At 43.8% G+C, this 21447-nt stretch carries 19 protein-coding genes; 14 read left to right on the forward strand and 5 right to left on the reverse strand.

Going from position 1 to position 21447, the window contains the following annotated elements; translation table 11 throughout:
* Positions 1-76 precede the first annotated feature (76 nt).
* Positions 77-439, reverse strand: coding sequence for a carboxymuconolactone decarboxylase family protein (locus DYE66_RS03930; protein ID WP_003000840.1), 363 nt, complete (start codon positions 437-439; stop codon positions 77-79).
* 86 nt (positions 440-525) lie between these two features.
* Here DYE66_RS03930 and DYE66_RS03935 point away from each other — a divergent pair, with 86 nt between their 5' ends.
* Positions 526-873 (forward strand): MerR family transcriptional regulator, encoded by a 348-nt coding sequence (locus tag DYE66_RS03935; protein ID WP_003000884.1) that lies wholly within the window; start codon positions 526-528, stop codon positions 871-873.
* Positions 874-935: 62 nt separating this feature from the next.
* Here DYE66_RS03935 and DYE66_RS03940 read toward each other — a convergent pair whose 3' ends face one another.
* Entirely contained in the window at positions 936-1901 is a 966-nt protein-coding gene (locus DYE66_RS03940; protein ID WP_003001201.1) for an asparaginase, read from the reverse strand.
* A 71-nt stretch (positions 1902-1972) separates the two neighbouring features.
* Here DYE66_RS03940 and DYE66_RS03945 point away from each other — a divergent pair, with 71 nt between their 5' ends.
* A complete protein-coding gene (locus DYE66_RS03945) occupies positions 1973-3382 on the forward strand; it encodes a Cof-type HAD-IIB family hydrolase (protein WP_044124068.1) in 1410 nt (469 codons plus the stop codon).
* A 240-nt stretch (positions 3383-3622) separates the two neighbouring features.
* On the opposite strand, the gene DYE66_RS03950 is transcribed toward DYE66_RS03945, so the two are convergent.
* On the reverse strand, positions 3623-4072 hold the full coding sequence (locus DYE66_RS03950; protein WP_003001232.1) for a universal stress protein: 450 nt from the start codon (positions 4070-4072) through the stop codon (positions 3623-3625).
* Between the two features lie 250 nt (positions 4073-4322).
* Here DYE66_RS03950 and DYE66_RS03955 point away from each other — a divergent pair, with 250 nt between their 5' ends.
* The 3 genes from DYE66_RS03955 (at position 4323) to DYE66_RS03965 (ending at position 7387) form a co-directional block, all read left to right on the forward strand.
* Complete coding sequence (locus DYE66_RS03955; protein ID WP_003001163.1) at positions 4323-5537, forward strand: pyridoxal phosphate-dependent aminotransferase; 1215 nt, start codon at positions 4323-4325, stop codon at positions 5535-5537.
* 434 nt (positions 5538-5971) lie between these two features.
* Complete coding sequence (gene codY, locus DYE66_RS03960) at positions 5972-6757, forward strand: GTP-sensing pleiotropic transcriptional regulator CodY (protein WP_003001003.1); 786 nt, start codon at positions 5972-5974, stop codon at positions 6755-6757.
* Positions 6758-6835: 78 nt separating this feature from the next.
* A complete protein-coding gene (locus DYE66_RS03965) occupies positions 6836-7387 on the forward strand; it encodes a cysteine hydrolase family protein (RefSeq protein WP_004219384.1) in 552 nt (183 codons plus the stop codon).
* A 162-nt stretch (positions 7388-7549) separates the two neighbouring features.
* Here the strand turns inward: DYE66_RS03965 and DYE66_RS03970 are convergent, their stop codons facing one another.
* Positions 7550-8107, reverse strand: a complete 558-nt coding sequence (locus DYE66_RS03970) for a TetR/AcrR family transcriptional regulator (RefSeq protein ID WP_003001010.1) — start codon at positions 8105-8107, stop codon at positions 7550-7552.
* A gap of 120 nt (positions 8108-8227) precedes the next feature.
* Here DYE66_RS03970 and DYE66_RS03975 point away from each other — a divergent pair, with 120 nt between their 5' ends.
* The 8 genes from DYE66_RS03975 to DYE66_RS04010 all read left to right on the forward strand — a co-directional run bounded on the left by DYE66_RS03975 (position 8228) and on the right by DYE66_RS04010 (position 19246).
* Positions 8228-8929, forward strand: coding sequence for an ABC transporter ATP-binding protein (locus DYE66_RS03975; protein ID WP_004219393.1), 702 nt, complete (start codon positions 8228-8230; stop codon positions 8927-8929).
* 231 nt (positions 8930-9160) lie between these two features.
* Positions 9161-11794: an ABC transporter permease gene (locus tag DYE66_RS03980; RefSeq protein ID WP_004219387.1), complete on the forward strand. Its 2634-nt coding sequence runs from the start codon at positions 9161-9163 to the stop codon at positions 11792-11794.
* Positions 11795-12988: 1194 nt separating this feature from the next.
* Positions 12989-13291, forward strand: a complete 303-nt coding sequence (gene gatC / locus DYE66_RS03985) for an Asp-tRNA(Asn)/Glu-tRNA(Gln) amidotransferase subunit GatC (RefSeq protein ID WP_003001026.1) — start codon at positions 12989-12991, stop codon at positions 13289-13291.
* A complete protein-coding gene (gatA, locus tag DYE66_RS03990; RefSeq protein ID WP_003001147.1) occupies positions 13291-14757 on the forward strand; it encodes an Asp-tRNA(Asn)/Glu-tRNA(Gln) amidotransferase subunit GatA in 1467 nt (488 codons plus the stop codon). Before gatC ends, gatA begins: the two co-directional genes overlap by 1 nt.
* Positions 14757-16199 (forward strand): Asp-tRNA(Asn)/Glu-tRNA(Gln) amidotransferase subunit GatB, encoded by a 1443-nt coding sequence (gene gatB / locus DYE66_RS03995; RefSeq protein ID WP_003001078.1) that lies wholly within the window; start codon positions 14757-14759, stop codon positions 16197-16199. Before gatA ends, gatB begins: the two co-directional genes overlap by 1 nt.
* Positions 16200-16380: 181 nt before the next feature.
* A complete protein-coding gene (locus tag DYE66_RS04000; protein ID WP_004219396.1) occupies positions 16381-17202 on the forward strand; it encodes an oxidoreductase in 822 nt (273 codons plus the stop codon).
* 12 nt (positions 17203-17214) lie between these two features.
* Positions 17215-18192 (forward strand): helix-turn-helix transcriptional regulator, encoded by a 978-nt coding sequence (locus DYE66_RS04005; RefSeq protein ID WP_003000980.1) that lies wholly within the window; start codon positions 17215-17217, stop codon positions 18190-18192.
* A 181-nt stretch (positions 18193-18373) separates the two neighbouring features.
* Entirely contained in the window at positions 18374-19246 is an 873-nt protein-coding gene (locus tag DYE66_RS04010) for a DUF3114 domain-containing protein (RefSeq protein WP_044124070.1), read from the forward strand.
* A 193-nt stretch (positions 19247-19439) separates the two neighbouring features.
* Here DYE66_RS04010 and fabG read toward each other — a convergent pair whose 3' ends face one another.
* Positions 19440-20195, reverse strand: coding sequence for a 3-oxoacyl-ACP reductase FabG (gene fabG / locus DYE66_RS04015; RefSeq protein WP_003000960.1), 756 nt, complete (start codon positions 20193-20195; stop codon positions 19440-19442).
* A 324-nt stretch (positions 20196-20519) separates the two neighbouring features.
* On the opposite strand from fabG, the gene DYE66_RS04020 reads away from it, so the two are divergent.
* Positions 20520-21428, forward strand: a complete 909-nt coding sequence (locus tag DYE66_RS04020; protein WP_115324943.1) for a DMT family transporter — start codon at positions 20520-20522, stop codon at positions 21426-21428.
* The last annotated feature ends 19 nt before the right edge of the window (positions 21429-21447 follow it).

Consider the following 21447-nt stretch of genomic DNA (forward strand, 5'->3'; position numbering starts at 1 on the left):
AGAGGACTAGAGCCAAGTTATTGAACTCAAAAAGCCGAGTCTGGTGATTATAGTCCAGATTCGGCTTTTTAACGATTTAAGCTAATACTTCCTGGATAACCTTGGCGGCATTGAGGACTCTGGCGATACCACAGTAGTTGATGTCTTGAAGCAAAATTTCAACCAATTCTTCCTTGGTAACGCTAGCTGATAAGGCCGCCTGGGTGTGCATCCGGAGCTGCTCTTCACAACCTCCCATAGCCAGCAGGGTTGAGACGGCAATCAGTTCTCGTATTCTTAGGGGTAGCCCCTCTCTTTTGTAGATATCTCCAAACATTTCGATAACCATTTTGGAAAGGTCGGGAGAGATTTGATCCAAATTTTCCTTGGTCGCTTGTCCCAATTCTCCATCAATTTCATTGAATTTTTCTAAACCGATGTCAAAGCGTGATTGTGTCATAAGATTTCTCTTTTCATTTTTTATTTCACAAATTCATGTGATATACTGATTGTAAAACTTGAAGTAAGGTTTAAGTCAAGAGGAAAATGAGAATTAGTGAATTTGCCCAAAAAACAGGGATTAAAGAAAGTACCTTGAGGTACTACGAAAAACAAGGCTTTCTGCAGGTGCAACGCCGAAACGGTATTCGGGAGTTTTCAGATAAAGATTTGGAATTTGCTGCCTTTATCAAGCGTCTAAAAGCTATGGGGATGCCTCTGTTGCAAATCAAACGCTACGCTGATTTGCGTTATCAGGGATCAGAAACTGTTCAAGAACGTTTTGAAATTTTACAAGAACATCAGCTCTTTCTTCAGTCAAAAATTGCTGACTATCAGACTTATCTGGAAAATTTAGAAGATAAAATGGCTATTTATCGTAGTATGATGAAATAAAAGAATGAGGCAGGCCAAGATGACTGAATAGAAATCATGTTGGTCTGTCTCACTCTTTTTTACTATCCTTCAATATATGCTTTCAATTGCGTTCCCCTCAATCCGGCACTGAGGGCGATGAGGAGCTTGAGTCTGGCTTTCTGACTGTTGAGCTCCTTGACAAACATAACGCCTGCTTCCTGTAATTTTACACCGCCGCCAGAGTAGGCATAAACAGGTTCAGCAATTCCGTTGAAACAGCGAGAGACTAGGACGACAGGAATTCCATGGTCCATCAGCCATTCCAGTTCACTAGCAGCTTCAGGTGGGAGATTGCCAGCACCGAGAGCTTCAATAACCACACCATCAATCTTGTCGGGGTCCAAGAGGCTGATAATACCCTCACCGACTCCCATCCCAGCATAAGCCTTTATGATAGGAACAGTTCCGGTGATGGTCTCTAGGTCGAATCGGATTCGAGGTTCAGCCGTTTTGAAAAAAAGGATATCGTGTTTCATAATGATACCAAGGGGACCGTGAGTTGGTGTATTAAAGGTAGCCACATTGGTGGTGTGGGTTTTGGTTACATACTTGGCTGCGTGGATTTCATCATTCATGACCACCAGTACACCCTTGTCAGCTGCCTTATCGTGACTCGCTACCCGAATGGCAGACAGGTAGTTATAGATGCCATCGCTTCCCAGTTCATTGGAAGAGCGCATGGCACCCGTTAGAACAATGGGAATTTCAGGTACTGCCATAGTGTCTAAGAAATAGGCTGTCTCCTCCAGTGTATCAGTCCCATGGGTAATCACTACTCCATCAAACTGTCCTGCACAACTCCTAATCTTATGGTAAAGAGCCAACATATGGTAGGGAGTCATGTGGGGACTGGGAATGTTGAGCAAATCAACCGCAGCCAAATCAATATTGGATAAGTCCAATCCAACATGGTTCATGGGGTTGTCTTCACTTGGGTTCACATGACCCGAATCATCGGCTTGCATGGAAATCGTGCCTCCAGTGTGGAGAACTAGGATTTTTTTCATCGTGCTTTCTTCTTTCTGAAATTGTGCTATAATTTATTTTAACATAAAAAGACTAGGGAGGAGCCTTGGATTTGGCGATTAAAGCGGTATTTTTTGATATTGACGGAACGCTTCTGAACGATCGTAAAAAGGTGTCAGAAACGACTCAGAAGGCTATTTCCGAGCTAAAAAATCAGGGGATTTTTGTCGGCTTAGCGACGGGGCGGGGACCAGCCTTTGTGGCTCCTTTTATGGAAAATCTTGGTTTGGACTTTGCTGTCACCTACAATGGTCAATATATCATCAGCCGTGATCGGGTTATTTATCAAAATCAATTGCCCAAATCAACCGTTTACCGCCTGATAAAATATGCTCAAGAACGTCGGCGTGAGGTATCTTTGGGGACTTCGGTCGGCCTGCTGGGCTCCAATATTATTAATATGGGAACCAGCCGTTTCGGTCAAGCAGCCAGTCGCTTGGTTCCTAAACGCTTGACTAAGTTTGTCGAGCGCTCTTTTAAGAATATTATCCGTCGGATTAAACCGCAAAATTTAGAAACCCTCAAGACCATCATGCGCGAGCCCGTCTATCAGGTCGTTATGGTAGCGACCGAAGGGGAGACCAGCAAGATTCAGGACAAGTTTCCCCACATCAAGATTACCCGCTCGAGCCCCTATTCTGCTGATTTAATTTCCCAAGGGCAGTCTAAAATCAAAGGAATTGAGCGCCTAGGGCAGGCCTTTGATTTTGACCTTTCTGAGGTCATGACCTTTGGTGATTCGGAAAATGATATTGAGATGTTGCTCAGATCAGGCATCGGTGTAGCTATGGGCAATGCGACCGAGGCAGCCAAGCAGACAGCCCACTATATCACCGACACCAACAATCAAAATGGAATTGCCAAGGCCCTGTCCCACTACGGCCTTATCCATCTGGAAAGTGAAAATGACTTCTTGTCGGACGACGAGAATTTCAACAAGGTCCGAGATTTTCACCGTCTGATGGATGGGGAGACCAACAATACCCCTCGGGTTTTCGGCCTAGAGGAGGCTGGCCACCGAGCAGACTTCAAGTTGGAGGAAATTGTCGAATTCATCTACGCGACAGCCCATTCTCCAGAGGAATTTGAAGGGGCTCTGGCCAACTTACATGCAGCGCTTGATAAGGCGGCCAAAAAGGTGCAAGCCAAGGAACATCCAGAAAGCCCCTTGGTGGGTCAGGTTGATGCCTTAGTAGATTTGCTCTATCTGACCTATGGCTCCTTTGTGCTGATGGGGGTTGACCCCAATGGTATTTTCAATAGTGTTCATGCCGCTAATATGGGGAAAATTTTCCCCGATGGCCAGGCCCACTTTGATCCCGTCACCCATAAGGTTCTTAAACCAGACGACTGGGAGGAACGCTTTGCTCCAGAGCCTGCCATAAAACGAGAAGTTGACCGCCAATTACGCAAGGCTCTAAGACGCCAAAGTGATGAAGCCAATTCCTTGAGAGAAGACTAGCTCCCTGAAAATTTTAAGAGGCAAAAGGCCCTCCGCAGTAGGCTACTGAAAAAGTGTGGGGCTCAAAATTTTTGACGACTGATTCCTAATCTTGCCATTAAAATCAAATATAAAACGAATGAAAGACAGTCAAAGCTTTATTAACTACTTTTCATTCGTCTTTTTCTTGTTCAATTTTTAATCAGTTAACTTTTTCAGGCAACTCGCTTGGGAGAGCCTTTATCTTATGGCAAGATTAGTTTACAAGGTCTTTTGGTCGTCACGAACAACCAAGATGTCTACCTTAGCATGGCGCATGATGTACTCAGAAGAAGAACCAATTAAGAGCCGTTCAAAATTATTGAGACCTGTTGCCCCCAAGAGAATCAAGTCTGTCTTTTCCTTTTGCGGAATATCAACGGCTAGGAGTCGTTTAGGATTACCAAATTCGATAACCTTGCGGACTTCCTTGACCCCAGCATCTTTAGCCGTCTTGGTGTAGCCGTCCAAGAGTGTATCGGCCTCTTTTTCCAAGTTTTCATAAGTGAAAGTATCAACGGCCGCAATATTTTGGATGGCCCGAGTATCAATGACGTGGGCTAAAACCAACTCGGCATCATTACGTTTGGCGACGGCAATCCCTTTCTTGAAAGCTAACTCAGCTTGGTCAGATCCATCGACAGCGACTAGAATATGTTTATAGGCTTGCATAATAGTTCCTCCTCTTGTCTCTAGCATAGGCAAATGGGGCAAGCCCGACTAAGGCTATTGGTTGTTCTACTCGCCCTTTTACCATCTTTGTGAGCCTATTATAACTCTTTTTCAGAATTTGTGAAAGCGATTACTGGATTTTTCCAAGGTTTTTTTGAAAATTCAAAGGCGAACCTTTTGTCGGGACCTCCGATAATTTATTTCAATTTTTCGACAATTCAGCTATAATAGAGCAACAGAGGTTAGAAGTATGAAGCAATTAGACAAATCAACCAAACTGGAACACGTAGCCTACGATATTCGTGGCCCAGTCCTAGACGAAGCCAATCGCATGCTGGCTAAGGGGGAGAAAATTCTCCGCCTCAATACGGGTAATCCAGCAGCTTTTGGCTTTACCGCACCTGACGAAGTCATTCGCGACTTAATTTTGAATGTCAGAGACAGCGAAGGTTATTCAGACTCAAAGGGAATTTTCTCAGCTCGCAAGGCTATTATGCAGTACTGTCAGGCCAAGGACTTTCCGCCAGTTGATATTGATGATATTTATATTGGTAATGGGGTTTCTGAACTGATTTCCATGTCCCTGCAGGCTCTGCTCAATGATGGGGACGAGGTCCTGGTTCCCATGCCTGATTATCCCTTATGGACAGCCTGTGTCAGTCTAGCAGGAGGCAAGGCAGTCCATTACGTCTGCGATGAGCAGGCCCAGTGGTATCCAGACCTTGATGACATCAAGTCAAAAATTTCTTCTAATACCAAGGCTATAGTCGTTATCAATCCCAACAATCCAACAGGTGCCCTCTATCCCAAGGATATTATGGAAGGCATCGTTGAGATTGCTAGGCAGAATGATTTGATTATTTTTGCTGATGAAATTTACGACCGTCTGGTTATGGATGGTGCCAAACACACGGCTATTGCCAGCCTAGCACCCGATGTTTTTTGTGTCTCCATGAATGGTCTCTCTAAATCCCACCGCATCTGCGGATTTAGGGTAGGCTGGATGGTCCTTTCAGGTCCTAAAAAGGATGTTCAGGGCTATATTGAAGGCCTCAATATGCTCTCCAATATGCGACTCTGCTCCAATGTGCTAGCCCAGCATGTTGTTCAAACTTCCCTAGGCGGTTATCAATCAGGGGATGAGCTCTTGGTGCCTGGTGGACGCATCTATGAGCAAAGGGAATTTATTACCAAGGCTATCAATGACATTCCAGGTCTTTCGGCAGTCAAACCCAAGGCGGGTCTCTATATTTTTCCTAAGATTGACCAGAATATGTATAAGGTTGACGACGATGAAGAATTTGTCCTGCGTCTACTCAAGCAGGAGAAGGTCATGCTAGTGCCTGGTAAGGGCTTCAACTGGAATAAGCCCGACCACTTCCGCATTGTCTATCTCCCACGTATAGAGGAACTGGCTCAAGTCCAAGAAAAAATTACCCGCGTTCTAACCCAGTATAAGCGGTAAGAGAGTAAGGCCTCGCTTAGACGAGGTCTTTTAGTGTACTAGATTAGGAGGCGAAGTCCATAGTAAATCCCGAACATTCCAAATTAAATTGTAGGCTTTTGAGCACAATTTTGGAACTATAATAAATATTCTGATAATTATTTGCAATTTCAGAATACCCCTGTTACAATGGAAGCAAATAAGAATAAAGCTACTAAACCCTTAAGCACTACGAAGAAAACTAGGAATCCTGACGAAGGTGACTAGCACCTAGGAAGGGTTCTCTATTTTCAAAGGAGTGTAGGCGTGTTCAGTTGAACAGTCTCACTAAGGAAGAGAGACGCCTGCTTAATGATGAGATTTTTTATTGAAAATCTCTGGTTTAGTTGCTGGTCTATGCTGGTTGACAAAGGGGCCAACTAGTATCAATAACATTTATAAGGGAAAAGAGAGAAATGACAAGCCTATTAGAAAAAACTAGAAAAATCACCTCTATCTTGCAACGCTCTGTTGATAGTTTGCAGGAGGATTTGCCCTACAACATTATGGCCATGCAGTTGGCTGATATTATTGATTGTAACGCCTGTATCGTTGACGGTGGCGGAACCCTTCTCGGCTATGCCATGAAATATAAGACCAATACCGATCGGGTTGAGGAAATTTTCGATGCCCAGCAATTCCCTGATGATTATATGCGAGGGATTAGCCGAGTTTACGATACCGAAGCCAACATCCCCGTCACTAGTGAGTTGACTATCTTTCCGATAGAATCTCGTGATATTTATCCCAATGGTTTGACCACTCTGGCACCGATTTATGGCGGGGGGATGCGTTTGGGGTCTTTAATCATTTGGCGTAATGATGATGAGTTTACCGATGAGGATTTGATTTTAGTGGAGATTGCAGCAACTGTTGTTGGAATTCAATTGCTCAATCTGCAAACGGAAAATCTAGAGGAAACTATCCGTAAGCAAACGGCTGTTAATATGGCTATCAATACCCTGTCATATTCAGAAATGAAGGCCGTTGCAGCTATTCTAAATGAGCTCGGCGGTGTTGAAGGCCGCCTGACAGCATCTGTGATTGCAGACCGTATTGGGATTACTCGTTCAGTCATTGTCAATGCTCTCAGGAAACTGGAAAGTGCTGGAATTATCGAAAGTCGCTCTTTGGGGATGAAAGGAACCTATCTCAAGGTTATTAATGAAGGGATCTTTGATAAGATTAAAGATTTTGACTAATAGCAAAAATCCTGCTCAAACGGCAGGATTTTCTAGTATCATACTGACAATAAGTATTTTATAAAATGGAGGATAAAAATGACAAAAGCATTAATTTCTATTGATTATACCTATGATTTTGTGGCTGACGGCGGTAAATTGACAGCTGGTAAGCCAGCTCAGGCTATCGAAGCAGCTCTTGTTGCTAAGACAAAGGCTGCTTACGAAGCTGGTGATTATATTTTCTTTGCTATTGATAGTCATGATGAGAGAGATTATTTTCACCCTGAAACCAGACTCTTTCCGCCTCATAATATTAAGGGAACCAAGGGGCGTGACCTCTATGGTCAGTTGGGAGATCTTTATGAGGCTATCAAGGATGACAGTCGGGTTTTCTGGATGGACAAACGCCATTACTCAGCCTTTGCAGGGACTGACCTTGATATCCGCCTGCGGGAAAGACGGGTAACAACTTTAGTCTTGACGGGAGTTTTGACGGATATCTGTGTTCTTCACACAGCTATTGATGCCTATAATCTGGGCTATGCTATTGAGATTCCAGTCTCTTGTGTGGCCAGCCTGACTCAAGAAAACCACGACTGGGCTCTTAATCATTTTAAGAATGTGCTGGGAGCTGAGATTGTGGACTAATTCTAAATCTTATTTGGAAGCGGTGAATGACTATTTATTATGATTGATTTTGCTTGTTATAATGACGTGGAGAGGCAAAAATGGCAGTATGTTGATGGCTGTTTAAAAGTTTTGCGGTTAATTGGAGCTTAGCTGTCGTTTTATATTTACTCTGCTCTCTGTTTAGTCATCATTTTTTTGATAAAATCGGCGTACTGTCAGTATCATGTTGGCGACTTCTTCAGGAGATGCCTGATTATCCGTGGAGACCCAGTGGGTATAGATGCTTTCGATACTAGCCGCATAGGTTGTCAGCATGTAGTCTTTGGGCAAAGGCAAGTCGGGATTAAGGATATCGTAAAAGAGAGCAGGAGTAGTTTCAATCAATTTGCTGATGAAATGTCTGGTCTTTTGTGAAAAATTAACCGGTGCAATGCCTATAATCAGTTTGATGAATTCTTGTTGACTCTGAAGATAAGTTAAACTGTGAATCAGACCTTCTTTAACTGTCGCCGAATTTGTATTGAGTTCTTTTCTGAGATTATCGGTTATTTCGTGCATCAGTTTATCAATCAAATCATATTTATCTTGATAATGAAGGTAAAAAGTACTACGATTGATGTTGGCTTTTTCGGTAATCTGTCGAATAGTAATACTAGAAAAATCATTATTTTCCAGCAGCAGCTCTGTAATAGCTGCTTTTATTTTGGCCTTACTTTGGGTGTGGCGTTTTTGGATCATCGCATGTCTCCTTTGTTAAATAGACACTTGTCTATATAATGATGCTTGTTTTTATTTTAAAGCTATTATATACTAAGGAAAATATTAAATCAACATATGTCTAAATAAGGAGGTGCTTACATGGCTTATATTGAAATGAAACATTCCTATAAACGTTATCAAATGGGAGAAACAGAGATTATCGCTAATAATGATATCAGCTTTGAGATTAATAAGGGTGAACTGGTCATTATACTAGGAGCTTCGGGTGCGGGGAAATCAACGGTTCTCAATATTCTTGGCGGCATGGACAGCAATGACGAGGGACAAGTTTTGATTGATGGCAGCAATATCGCGGCCTTCAATCAAAAACAGCTGACTGCTTACCGCCGCAGTGATGTTGGCTTTGTCTTTCAGTTCTATAACCTAGTCCCTAATCTAACCGCCAAAGAAAATGTTGAGTTAGCATCAGAAATTGTTGACGATGCTAAGGATGCCGCTCTGACTTTGCATGAAGTCGGGCTAGGCAGTAGACTGAATAACTTTCCGGCACAGTTATCTGGTGGCGAGCAGCAGCGGGTGGCCATTGCCCGAGCCTTAGCTAAAAATCCTAAATTGCTTTTATGTGATGAACCGACAGGAGCCCTTGATTATCAGACAGGCAAGCAAATTTTGAAATTGCTGCAAAACATGTCTCACCAAAAAGGTACCACTGTCATTATTGTAACCCACAATGCATCTTTGGCACCAATTGCTGATAGGGTTATCTATCTACATGATGCTAAGGTTAACGCTATTAACACTAATGATTGGCCTCAAGATATAGATACTTTAGAATACTAGCAAGATATCAAGCTGATAAGCAAGTCATAGAATTAAAAAGGTCTAGTAGGTTTGTTTAACCCGAGCTTAGAAATCAAGAGGCAAGGTATAAAATCTGTGACAGTAGCAGAAGTTTGGGTACCAAAAAGATTTTACACTTAAAGGCAGTCTCAGCTGTAAATTAACTAAAATCAAAACGGCTAGCTCTTATTTTCAAAGACTTGCAGGTGTGTTCAATTACGAGGTGATATTATGAAAAAAAGGATTTATTGGAAGACAGTTTGGAATACCATGTTGCATTCAAAGGGCCGCTTTCTTTCCATTATGCTGTTGATGTTTCTAGGTTCTTTTACCTTTGTTGGCTTGAAGGTAACAAAGCCTAATATGCAAAAACTGGCCACTGACTATCTGCAGGCTCACCAGACGGCTGATTTATTTGTGACGGCCCATTATGGTTTTAGTCAGGCTGATCAAACTGAGTTAAAAAATATAAAGGGAGCTGACGTAGAATTTGGAAAAGTGTCAGATATGACGATTGAAGGGACTGACGATGCTATGAGGGTTTTCTCCAATAGTCAGTCCATTTCAACTTATCAGTTGGAAAGGGGACGTTTTCCTAAAGAAACTGATGAAATTGCTCTAACCTCTTCTTTGAGAAAAAAATATAAAATTGGCGATACATTAATTTTTGAGTCTTCGAAAAAATCTAATTTAAAAATGAAGAAGTTTAAAATTGTTGGTTTTATTAATTCATCTGAAATCTGGTCTACCTTAAATTTAGGATCGTCCACGGCAGGAGATGGGACCCTAGCGAGTTATGGCATTGTCAGCTCCTCAGCCTTTGCAGATAACAGCAATACGCTGGCTCGAATTCGTTATGATCGTTTAAAAAAGATTAGTCCTTTTTCTGATGTTTATAGTTCAAAAATTAATCACTATCAAGATGAACTGGACAAGTTGCTGGAAGATAATGGTCAGGAGCGCCTGAGAGAATTGAAAAAGAAGCCGCAAGAAAAAGTCAATCAAAGCAAGCAGGCTTTGACAGCGGCAAAAGAACAGTTGCAAGAGCAGACAAGGGCACTCACCTCGGCTTCCCCTGATCAACAACAGCTGGTTCAGCGGTCTCTGGCTCAGGCACGCCAAACCATTGCTCAAAAAGAGCAACAAATCCAAGAGGCTCAAGCCAAAATTGATGCTATGCCTAAACCAACTTACACTACTTCTACGCGCTCCACAATGTTGGGCGGAGAAGGCTATACGGTTTACTCTTCCAATGCTGACAGTATGGGAAATCTAGGCAATATCTTCCCTATCGTGCTCTACGCTGTTGCCGCCTTGGTTACTTTTACAACGATGACGCGTTTTGTTGATGAAGAAAGAACCAATTCGGGATTATTTCGTGCCTTGGGCTATAGCAAGCAGGATGTTATCCGCAAATTCCTGATTTATGGTCTTGTTGCCAGTATGCTTGGTACAGTTTTGGGAATTATCGGGGGTCATTATTTGCTCTCCAGAATCGTATCACAAATTTTTACAGGGAAAATGACCTTGGGCAGTCCTGCTTTGTCTTTTTACTGGTCCTATACGCTTATCGCAGTTCTCTTAGCCTTAGTCAGTGCGGTTTTACCGGTTTATCTTATTGCCAGCCGAGAGCTGAGCGAAAAACCAGCCCAGTTATTACTGCCCAAACCGCCTATGAGAGGGGCTAAGATTTTCTTAGAACGGATAGGTTTTATCTGGAATCGCCTGAGTTTTACCCATAAAGTGACGGTTCGCAATATTTTTCGCTACAAACAGCGCATGCTCATGACCATCTTCGGCGTGGCTGGTTCGGTTGCCCTCCTTTTTGCAGGACTGGGGATTCAGTCTTCCTTGGGAAAGGTCATTAGAGAACAGTTTACACAGCTGACCCCCTATCACTTGGTGGTTATGAAAAAGGAGACAGATGAAAAGGATAAGCCTTTAAGCGACTTTTTAAAATCAAAAGAAGTAGACAGTTATCAAAGTCTTTATTACACACATTTGACCGAAGAAATCCCTCAGTTGAAAGACAGGCAGTCGATCGCTCTCATGGTAACAAACAGGACTGACTTTGATGGCTTTGTGCAGCTAAAGGATGCCAACTCTAACCGTACTCTGACACTGCCCAAGACAGGTGTCCTTATTTCTGAAAAACTGGCTCGCTTTTATAAGGTTCAGGCCGGCGAAACTTTTCGTCTCAAAGACAGCGACGGCAAGGAACGCCGTGTCAAGGTTGCGGCAGTCGTAAAAATGAATGCCGGCCATTATTTGTTTATGAGCCAATCGGCTTACCAGGATATTTTTGGTGAAAAACCAGATAATAATGCTTATTTTATCAATTTGAAGGATGATTCGGCTTCTCAGATCAAGGATGTGTCAACTGAATTGCTGGCTATGAACAGTGTGGTATCTGTCACTCAAAACACTTCGCGGATGAAGATGATTAAAACCATTGTCACATCCTTAAATGCTGCTATGACAGTTTTGGTCATTATCACGGTTCTTTTGGCCATTGTCATTCTTTATAATCTGACTAATATCAATATTGCCGAACGTCTCAGGGAACTCTCAACCATTAAGGTTTTAGGCTTTTTCAACAGGGAAGTAACTCTCTATATTTACCGAGAAACCATTGTTCTGTCTTTGATAGGCATTGTTCTTGGTCTGGGAGCCGGCCGTTATCTCCATCAGAGCATTATGGAAATGATTGGCTCAGATAATGTCTCATTCGGCACGGTGGTTGATGAGACGGTTTATGTGATACCAATCATCTTTATCGGGCTTATTCTTGTCGGATTGGGACTGATTGTTCACCGCCGCCTTAAAAATCTTGATATGCTGGAAGCTCTGCAGTCGGTAGAGTGATGATTTTCTAATAGAATGGTTGTTGGAAATTGCCCAAAAGAGTGATATAGCTTGAAAGGTCCAGTAGACTGTCTAGAGTTGGAAATAAAATTAGCGAAGGGTGTTTTAAGGTCTTATAGAATCCTTTAAAGTTAGCCACAGGGTTACTGTGCTGGATAGGTTTTAACATGTTGTTTAGCTATTGAAACGCTAAACTCCTGTGTTTAAAATGTGAAACGAATCGGAACAATAATTTTCCAGACTTATTGATTTTATAAATATCAGTCAGTAAATGCACAGCTATAAGTGCGACGAGGATGAAATCTATTTGTGAATGGACTTGTTAGCTACTGCAAGGGGATAAAAATGTCAGGAAAATGCAGCCCATGCAGCCGCTATGTGGTGAGATAGGCCAAAACCAAGTCGAGAAAGGTGGCCAGCACTGGCACTATATCAGAGCCCATAATAAGGAAAGAAATGACACTCCAGATTCCCAAAGCCAATGAGTTGTTTTGTACGTCTACCATAAATGCTCAGAAAATCAGCATAAGCACGAGGACAGGGATACCGCCTTCAAGAGTGATGACCATATTTCCTAATACTCGCTGAAAATTAAAGGTTCATTTTTTGAGAGTTTCTAACGCAGCAAGTTTATCGCTAGGGGGGACTTTCTTAGCTGCCTGACTCAATAGAGTATCGATTTTAAAAATGCCATGGCGTTAGTCGTGCGGATGCAAGAACAAACCGTTTGGGGAAGGGTTTGTTAAATCCAAGGGAGTTTCATTCCAACACGAAGTTAGGACAGTTAATTTTATTGGTCTAACCGAGTTAGTGAGGGAGCTAGACCTCGTCTCTTTAGAGGCAGTGGTCTTTTCTCCTTCCTGTTTTTGATTTTATTTGAGTATAAGCTCACTTTTGTTTGCTATTGATTCCGAAAAAGCGATGCATTTCAGATGTATTTTAATTATATGGATTTTCAGTTTTGATTTTAATTCAGTAATAGTTTACCAAGTATAAAAGTCTGGGTTCTTATAGCTTTTGTAAGGATGTTTTTCTCTCAAATTTTGTGGTATAATTTCAAAGACTATGTGAACTTATAGGAGAAGAAAGGAATAGAACCCGAGCAAAAAGAAAAGTGCTCAGATAAGCTAATGTCAAGCAAGATTTTCTTTGGCTTTCTGACCAGTTTTTCTCGGCGTTCTTGGTATCTCAACCATGAAAATTTCGGAAGAAGAAGTACGTCATGTAGCGACTCTGTCCAAGTTGGCCTTTTCGGATCAGGAAACGACTGAATTTGCGACAACTTTGACCAAAATCGTTGACATGGTTGAACTTTTGAATGAAGTAGATACGACTGGTGTTGCGATTACGACCACCATGGCTGATCGGCGGACGGTTTTGCGTCCTGATGTAGCTGAAGAAGGGACCGACCGCGATCAGCTCTTTAAAAATGTACCTGAATCGAAGGATTACTATATCAAGGTACCAGCAATCTTGGATGATGGGGGAGAGGCCTAATGTCTTTTAATAATCAAACAGTTGAAGAACTCCACAATCTCTTGGTCAAAAAAGAAATTTCTGCGACAGAGCTGACCCAGGCTACCCTTGAGGATATTAGTTCTCGTGAAGAAACTGTCGGTTCCTTTATCACGGTGGCCCAAGAAGAAGCCTTGTCTCAAGCCAAGGCTCTTGATGAGGAAGGTATTGATGCTGACAATGTCCTGTCTGGTATTCCTTTGGCCGTCAAGGATAATATCTCTACTAAGGGAATTTTGACAACAGCAGCGTCTAAGATGCTCTGCAATTACGAGCCCATCTTTGATGCGACGGCAGTTGCCAATGCTAAGCAAAAGGGCATGATTGTGGTCGGTAAGACCAATATGGACGAATTTGCCATGGGGGGCTCGACCGAAACGTCCTACTTCAAAAAAACCAAGAACGCCTGGGATCAAACTAAGGTCCCTGGTGGTTCTTCTGGTGGTTCGGCAACAGCTGTAGCTTCTGGTCAAGTTCGCCTCTCTCTAGGGTCTGATACAGGTGGCTCTATCCGTCAACCAGCAGCCTTTAACGGGGTTGTTGGTCTCAAGCCAACCTATGGAACGGTTTCGCGTTTTGGTCTCATTGCCTTCGGGAGCTCGCTGGATCAGATTGGTCCTTTTTCTCAGACGGTTAAAGAAAATGCTCAAGTCCTCAATGCTATTGCCAGTGAGGACAAGAAGGATTCAACTTCTGCACCTGTGCGGATTGCGGACTATACCAGCAAGATTGGTCAAGACATCAAGGGGATGAAGATTGCCCTACCTAAGGAATACTTGGGCGAGGGAATTGATCCACAAATTAAGGAAAATATCCTAGCGGCAGCCCAGCAATTTGAAAAATTGGGAGCTGTGGTCGAAGAAGTTAGCCTGCCTCATTCTAAGTACGGTGTGGCGGTCTACTACATCATCGCTTCCTCAGAAGCTTCTTCTAACCTGCAGCGTTTCGACGGCATTCGTTACGGTTTCCGAGCTGACGAGGCCACTAGTCTAGAAGATATCTATGTCAAGACCCGCAGTCAAGGCTTTGGTGACGAGGTCAAAAGGCGGATTATGCTGGGGACCTTCAGTCTGTCATCTGGTTATTACGATGCCTACTTTAAAAAGGCTGGTCAGGTGCGGACCTTGATTATTCAGGACTTTGAAAAGGTCTTTGCCGACTATGATTTGATTTTGGGACCAACTTCTCCGACAGTAGCCTTCGGTTTGGATACCCTCAATCATGACCCAGTTGCCATGTACTTGGCGGACCTTCTGACCATTCCGGTCAATCTAGCTGGTCTGCCAGGGATTTCCCTGCCATCTGGCTTTGTTGACGGGCTTCCTGTTGGCCTGCAACTGATTGGTCCTAAATATGGTGAAGAAACCATCTACCAAGCAGCGGCAGCCTTTGAAGCAGTAACCGATTTTCACAAGCAACAGCCAAAAATCTTTGGAGGTGACAACTAATGAACTTTGAAACCATTATCGGACTGGAAGTCCATGTGGAATTAAATACCAATTCAAAAATTTTCTCACCTTCATCAGCCCACTTTGGTCAAAATCCCAATGCCAATACCAATGTTATTGACTGGTCCTTCCCAGGGGTCTTGCCGGTTATGAACAAGGGTGTTATTGATGCGGGTATCAAGGCGGCCTTGGCCCTAAATATGGATATCCACCAAAGTATGCACTTTGACCGCAAAAATTATTTCTATCCTGATAACCCTAAGGCCTACCAGATTTCCCAATTTGATGAGCCCATTGGTTACAATGGCTGGCTGGAAGCTCAGCTGGACGATGGTTCAACCAAGAAAATCCGTATTGAGCGGGCCCACTTGGAAGAAGATGCCGGTAAGAATACCCATGCGGACGATGGCTATTCCTATGTGGACCTCAACCGGCAGGGCGTGCCTTTGATTGAGATTGTTTCTGAGGCCGACATGCGCTCACCCGAGGAAGCCTATGCCTATCTGACTGCCCTCAAGGAAATTATCCAATATACCGGCATTTCTGATGTCAAGATGGAAGAAGGTTCCATGCGGGTGGATGCCAATATTTCTCTGCGGCCTTATGGTCAAGAGGAATTTGGCACCAAGACCGAGCTCAAGAACCTCAATTCCTTCAGCAATGTCCGCAAGGGCTTGGAATACGAAGTCGAACGCCAGGCCAAAATTCTGCGCTCGGGTGGGGTCATTCGCCAAGAAACCCGTCGCTATGATGAAGCCAACAAGGGAACCATCCTTATGCGGGTCAAGGAAGGGGCAGCGGACTACCGTTACTTTCCAGAGCCTGACCTACCAATCTTTGAGATTTCTGACGATTGGATTGAGGAAATGCGAGGCGACCTGCCTGAATTTGCCAAGGACCGCAGGGCCAGATATGTCAGCCAATATGGCCTATCTGACTACGATGCTAACCAGCTGACGGCCAACAAGGTTACCTCTGACTTTTTTGAGGCTGCTGTTGGTCTGGGTGGCGATGCCAAACAGATTTCCAACTGGCTCCAAGGCGAAGTGGCTCAATTCCTCAATAGCGAGAACAAGAACTTGGAAGATATCCAGCTGACTCCAGACAATCTGGTGGAAATGCTGGGCTTGATTGAAGACAGCACTATTTCTTCTAAGATTGCTAAGAAGGTCTTTGTTCACCTCGCTAAAAATGGCGGCGGGGCTCGTGACTATGTGGAAAAGGCTGGTCTGGTGCAAATCTCCGACCCTGAGATTTTGATTCCAATTATCCACCAAGTCTTTGCAGATAATGAAGCAGCCGTTGCTGACTTCAAGTCAGGCAAACGCAATGCCGACAAGGCCTTCACCGGCTTCCTCATGAAGGCAACCAAGGGGCAAGCCAACCCACAAGTTGCCCTCAAACTCTTGGCTCAAGAGTTGGCTAAGTTGAAGGAAGAGTAGGGGAAATAATAGAAAATAAATAGGGATCCAGTTAAGTAGAACTGGGTCCTTTTTATGCGCAAAAGACTTTCTTATTTTCTTAAATGGCGTAAAATGGTAAGAGCTTGGCGGAAATTGTTATGGGATTGTGTCGGTCTATCTTTTAAAATAGAACCATCACTAAAAGAAAAGAGAGAGAAATATGTCTAAAGCAAAAAAAGTTATTTTAATTACGGGAGCTTCATCAGGAATGGGGAAAATAACGGCTCAGGATTTAATCAAGGCGGGTCATACCGTCTACTGTGTCGCTCGTAGCCTTGATAAGATGAAGGACTTGGCCCAACTAGGCGGTCATGTTCTGAAAATGGATGTCACCAGCGAAGGGGACATTGAAGAGGTTGTCAAGCGGATTATTGACGAGCAAGGGCGGATTGACGTCCTTTGGAACAATGCAGGCTATGGTCTCTGTGGTCCAGTTGAGGAGATGCCCATGGAAAGAGTGCAGATGCAGTTTGAGGTCAATGTCTATGGTGTGGCTCGTTTGACCCAAAAGGTCCTACCTTTCATGCGTCAACAAAGAGATGGCCTCATTATTAATACCTCATCTATGGGTGGGAAAATCTATTCACCACTAGGAGCATGGTACCATGCCACTAAACATGCCATTGAAGGTTACAGCGATTGTCTCCGTTTGGAATTGAAGGCCTTTAACATAAAGGTTGTTCTGCTTGAACCAGGAATCATTAACACGGACTTCTATCAAGGAGTACGTGACAATTTCTCTTTTGAATCGCAAAATGGCCCCTACAAGGAAGTGGCCAATGCCTATATCAAGTCTATGGATAATCCGCCAGTAGCAGGTTCTAATCCAGCTGTCATTTCTAAAATTGTTCAAAAGATTATCAATGCCCGTAAACCCAAACCACGCTATCTAGTTGGACAAGGAGCACACCTCTTAGTCGGTATCCGCCGTATCCTAGGAGATCGTATCTATGACCGTATGATGTTACGTCAAATGAAATAAGGAAGTTTTTCAATGAAACTAGCAGTTACTCGAGGGCTAGAAGATTATCTGAAAACTCTAGGACTGGATTTTTCCAGCCTACTTCATAAAGCCGCTATTCCCAATAAATTAAGGAACGAAGAAATTGAGTTGACCAGTTTAGAATACTTTCGTTTGCTGGACGAGCTCGACCGAGTGCTTGACGAAAAGGAAATTCGAGCCCTTAGCCAGATTGCCAATCTCCAGCTTTTAGTTCCCGCCTTTTTTGCAGCCTTATCGGCTAAAAATGGCCTGGAAGCCTTGGAGCGGTTTGCTCATTTTAAAAAGTTGGTTGGTCCCATTGAGGTGGAATTGATGGTGACGGAGCTATCAGTCTCTGTCCATTTTAGCTATGCTCTCAGGCAGTTCGACCTGCCGAAGCTTGCGGTACTTAATGAACAATTGCTCCTCTTAAATCTCCTAAAGACCGGAACAGGACAATCCATTCAACCCATTTTGCTTGAAAGCCCCTTTGATTATGAGGAGGAGACCCTAGCTGAATTTGGCCAACTAGTCCAAAAGTCGACCTATAATCAGCTAGTCTTTGCTAGGGTTGATTTGGACCAACCTTTTATCACCCAAAATAATATCATGTGGCACTATCTAGAGCCAGAGCTCAACAAGCATTTGGCTAGCCTAGAGGGTGAGAAGTCTTTTGCCACTTATGTACAAGAGGAGCTCCTCTCCGCCATTCCGGCAGGCAACTTTCTTGTGGAAGATATCGCCCAACGTTTGGGTCTTAGCAGTCGGACTCTACAACGGAATTTAAAAGCGGAAAACACTTCGTTTAAGGAGCAGGTTCAGGCAGTCCAGAAGGCTATGGCAGTTTCGTATTTGCAATTGAACTTATCCACCGAAGAAATCGCAGATTTACTGGGTTATACCGAGGTTGCTGCCTTTAGTCGGGCTTTTAAAAAATGGCTGGGGATGACGGTGACTGACTATCGAAAAAGGCTACTGGTGAGTGAATGAACTGGACTAGACTAGGAGGAGAGTCAGACTTTTTGTTTTGTTGCTAAAATTAGCTATAATAGGAAAGTCAAGATAGACGGGACTTCAAAATCTTATGGCACCAAAAGGGGGAATCCTGATTTTCCAGTTTTTTCGTCTTTTTCAAGAGTTTAATAGCTATGTCCAAAAGAAAGGAGGAGCCATGCTCATTGGTTCAAAGGAATTTTTGCAGGAATGGCGGACCATAAAAAAGGAGCAGACGCCACGAGCTGCTCTGGAATTTTTATTGGCTAGCTTGGCCATGCCAGAGGATCTCTCCGGTCAGTTGGAGGAAAATCAGGCCTTGGTCGCTAAATTTTCGCCTGATTTGGCTCCTCATGACCGTTTTTGGGCTGAACTAACTAAACAGGTTCGATTAGCCATGAAGGGGCGAGATTTTCAGGAGAAGACCAGCCTTAACCGCCAGCTCCACCAGCTCCGCTATGTCATTTCCAGTCAGCAGGCCCAGTATGTCCGTCAATATTACCGAAAACATGGCATGAGTGACCAGGATGCTCTGATTGCCTACCTGCGGGCCAATCATCTCAGGCCCAGCCTCTGGGACCATGCCAGATTGCACAATAAACGCCAGATCAATGCAGGTGATTTTCACTTTCCTGACCAGCAAGAATCCTATAATATCAAGGTTCTCCTCCAGTTTCGGACGGAATTTATCATCGATAGTCAAGGGAATTTTCTCAATGAAGTTGATGCCGAAAAGGTGACAGCCAATGGTATCATCAATGGGGCCAGTTTCAATTACGGCAACAATAACAAGAGTCATTTGCGTCTGGATGTTTATCCTGTCAGCCCTCATGACCCAGCCTTTCGTAATCAAGCTACCAAGGGCTACCGCTCTCCCAATCGGACGGGCAGGATTCGCTTGGGCAGGTTCTGGCAAGAGAGGCAAACAGCTGATTTCGAGAAGAGTTTTTACAATAAAAAAGGGGGCTATGCCAAGGAAGGTCAGGCCCTCATCAGCTTGGTCAAGCAACGGAAAAAAGTCTTCAAAAGGGCTTTGCGTGATAGGAAGTAGTCAAGCTCTAAGACTAGTGCCTTTTTGCTTTGATATAGATATAAAGGGGCTGGGAAAAAGGTCCTGAATTAACAAAATCGCATGAAATCTTTCGTTTAAAAACGCTGATTTCATGCGATTTCTTATTTTTAAAATCTGAGAAAATTAGTGAGATTTTGAGTTTTTGCCCAGCTCCTTTATCTAGTAGTGAATTTTACAGAATCGCATCAAAAGATTCTGGGAGGATTTGGCCTCCATCAACAACGATGGTCTGACCAGTAATGTAGTGGGCTTCCTTAGAAGCTAAGAAAGCAACGGCTGTGCCAATGTCTTCTGGGGAACCTAGGGTATGAGTCGGTACGGTCTTTTTCATTTCATCCAGATAGGTCTGTCCCTGAGCTTGCAGACCCTCGGTCAGGACATTGCCAGGTTGAACGGCATTGATGGTGATAGCATCCTTGGCGTATTCCAGAGCAGCACTCCGCATAAAGCCTAATTGTCCAGCCTTGGTTGAGCCGTAGTGGGCCCAGCCAGGATAGCCAGTAATAGGGCCAGTGATTGACGAGGTTAGAACAATTCGTCCATAGCCTTGGGGTTGCATAATTTTAGTAGCAGCCTTGACCACCAAGAAGGTTCCCTTGAGATTGACCGTTTGAATCAGGTCCCAATCAGCCTCGCTCATTTCAGCAATTTTGACTTGGGGATAGATGCCAATATTGGAACAGAGAATGTCCAGCCTGCCGTATTTTTCTCGAATCATTTGGAAGGTTTGATCAATAGCGTCGCTATCGGTAACATCAAAGGGATAAAAGTCAGCGCCTAAAGCCTTGGCACTAGCTTGACCAGCATCTTGGTCTCTATCAAGAATGATAACCTTGGCTCCCTGTTGGATTAAAACTCTGGCAATACCTCGGCCAATTCCCTTGGCTCCACCAGTCACGACAGCGATTTGGTCAGTCAGTTGAAACATAGTGATACCTCCCTATAGGTTAGTCTAGTTGAAGGACAGCCTAGCAAGTGAGCTTCGACTAGGTTTGATACAAATGTCCCTCCTTCACTTTAACTATAACTATAACAAAATTCTCAGGCTTAGTAAAAGCTTTTAAGGGAGGTCAGTTGCCTAAGAGCTAAAGCTCTTGGCTCCTGTCACCAATCACTAGTTGTGACTTGTCTTCCTTCCCTTACTAATTCCGGCAGAGGCCGATGACTGGTTCGAAAGCCTTCTTTTTTATAGAAAAGTCGGTCTCCACGAAGACTATTTTATGCTAGAATGGAGACTAGAGAGGTGGGCACCATGTCAAAAACGTTTAAAGGGACTATGATTACCATTGCCGCAACCCTGTGTTGGGGCTTTTCAGGTATTTCTGGTCAATATCTGATGGCTCAGGGGATTTCGGTCAATCTCCTTACCAGCCTGCGCTTGATTATAGCGGGTCTAGTCTTGACAGGACTGGACTTCATTAAGGATAAGGCGACATTGACATCATTGATGTCCTCAGGTTCCAACCGAGTTCGTCTCTTGATTTTTGCCATTTGTGGTCTCCTAGCCAACCAGTATGCCTATCTACAAGCCATTCATTATACCAATGCAGGAACGGCAACGGTTCTCCAGTATATCTCGCCAGTCTTAGTTCTGGCCTATGTTAGCCTTAAGGGGCGGACCCTGCCGACATTTTCTGAAAGCTTATCTATTTTTCTGGCCATTTTGGGTACCTTTCTAATTGCGACCCATGGCCACTTAGCTAGTCTAGCCATCACCCCTCTTGGACTTTTCTGGGGTGTCCTCTCGGCCTTCACCTACACAGCTTACATGATTATTCCAGCCAAACTCATTCAAAGTTATGGAAGCTTGACCATCGTTGGTCTGGGGATGTTAATTGGTGGTCTTGTCTTTCCTATTTTCACGCAAGCTTGGCGCTACCGTCTCCCCCTAAATAGCCTCAACCTGCTGGCACTCTTTGGTTTGATTGTCGTCGGGGCTATTTTGTCCTATACCCTCTTTCTTAAGGGCATCAGCATGGTTGGTCCCTTAAAGGGCAGTCTCCTCGCAGCTATTGAGCCAGTTGCCAGCGTTATCTTGGCAGCCCTAATTTTGGGGCAGGTCTTTTATCAGATGGATATTCTGGGCATGCTCTTCATTGTTCTAGCGGTACTTATCATTTCCCTACGAGACCTGATTATTTCTAGGAAAAAATCCTTATAATCTCAAGCGAGCTTAGGCT

It is taken from the genome of Streptococcus downei MFe28, from assembly GCF_900459175.1.
GTDB lineage: Bacteria > Bacillota > Bacilli > Lactobacillales > Streptococcaceae > Streptococcus > Streptococcus downei.

Coding starts and splice junctions, on each gene's coding strand:
- DYE66_RS03930 (WP_003000840.1), bottom strand. CDS start 439: ATGACACAATCACGCTTTGACATCGGTTTAGAAAAATTCAATGAAATT.
- DYE66_RS03935 (WP_003000884.1), top strand. CDS start 526: ATGAGAATTAGTGAATTTGCCCAAAAAACAGGGATTAAAGAAAGTACC.
- DYE66_RS03940 (WP_003001201.1), bottom strand. CDS start 1,901: ATGAAAAAAATCCTAGTTCTCCACACTGGAGGCACGATTTCCATGCAA.
- DYE66_RS03950 (WP_003001232.1), bottom strand. CDS start 4,072: ATGCAAGCCTATAAACATATTCTAGTCGCTGTCGATGGATCTGACCAA.
- DYE66_RS03955 (WP_003001163.1), top strand. CDS start 4,323: ATGAAGCAATTAGACAAATCAACCAAACTGGAACACGTAGCCTACGAT.
- codY (WP_003001003.1), top strand. CDS start 5,972: ATGACAAGCCTATTAGAAAAAACTAGAAAAATCACCTCTATCTTGCAA.
- DYE66_RS03965 (WP_004219384.1), top strand. CDS start 6,836: ATGACAAAAGCATTAATTTCTATTGATTATACCTATGATTTTGTGGCT.
- DYE66_RS03970 (WP_003001010.1), bottom strand. CDS start 8,107: ATGATCCAAAAACGCCACACCCAAAGTAAGGCCAAAATAAAAGCAGCT.
- DYE66_RS03975 (WP_004219393.1), top strand. CDS start 8,228: ATGGCTTATATTGAAATGAAACATTCCTATAAACGTTATCAAATGGGA.
- DYE66_RS03980 (WP_004219387.1), top strand. CDS start 9,161: ATGAAAAAAAGGATTTATTGGAAGACAGTTTGGAATACCATGTTGCAT.
- gatC (WP_003001026.1), top strand. CDS start 12,989: ATGAAAATTTCGGAAGAAGAAGTACGTCATGTAGCGACTCTGTCCAAG.
- gatA (WP_003001147.1), top strand. CDS start 13,291: ATGTCTTTTAATAATCAAACAGTTGAAGAACTCCACAATCTCTTGGTC.
- gatB (WP_003001078.1), top strand. CDS start 14,757: ATGAACTTTGAAACCATTATCGGACTGGAAGTCCATGTGGAATTAAAT.
- DYE66_RS04000 (WP_004219396.1), top strand. CDS start 16,381: ATGTCTAAAGCAAAAAAAGTTATTTTAATTACGGGAGCTTCATCAGGA.
- DYE66_RS04005 (WP_003000980.1), top strand. CDS start 17,215: ATGAAACTAGCAGTTACTCGAGGGCTAGAAGATTATCTGAAAACTCTA.
- DYE66_RS04010 (WP_044124070.1), top strand. CDS start 18,374: ATGCTCATTGGTTCAAAGGAATTTTTGCAGGAATGGCGGACCATAAAA.
- fabG (WP_003000960.1), bottom strand. CDS start 20,195: ATGTTTCAACTGACTGACCAAATCGCTGTCGTGACTGGTGGAGCCAAG.
- DYE66_RS04020 (WP_115324943.1), top strand. CDS start 20,520: ATGTCAAAAACGTTTAAAGGGACTATGATTACCATTGCCGCAACCCTG.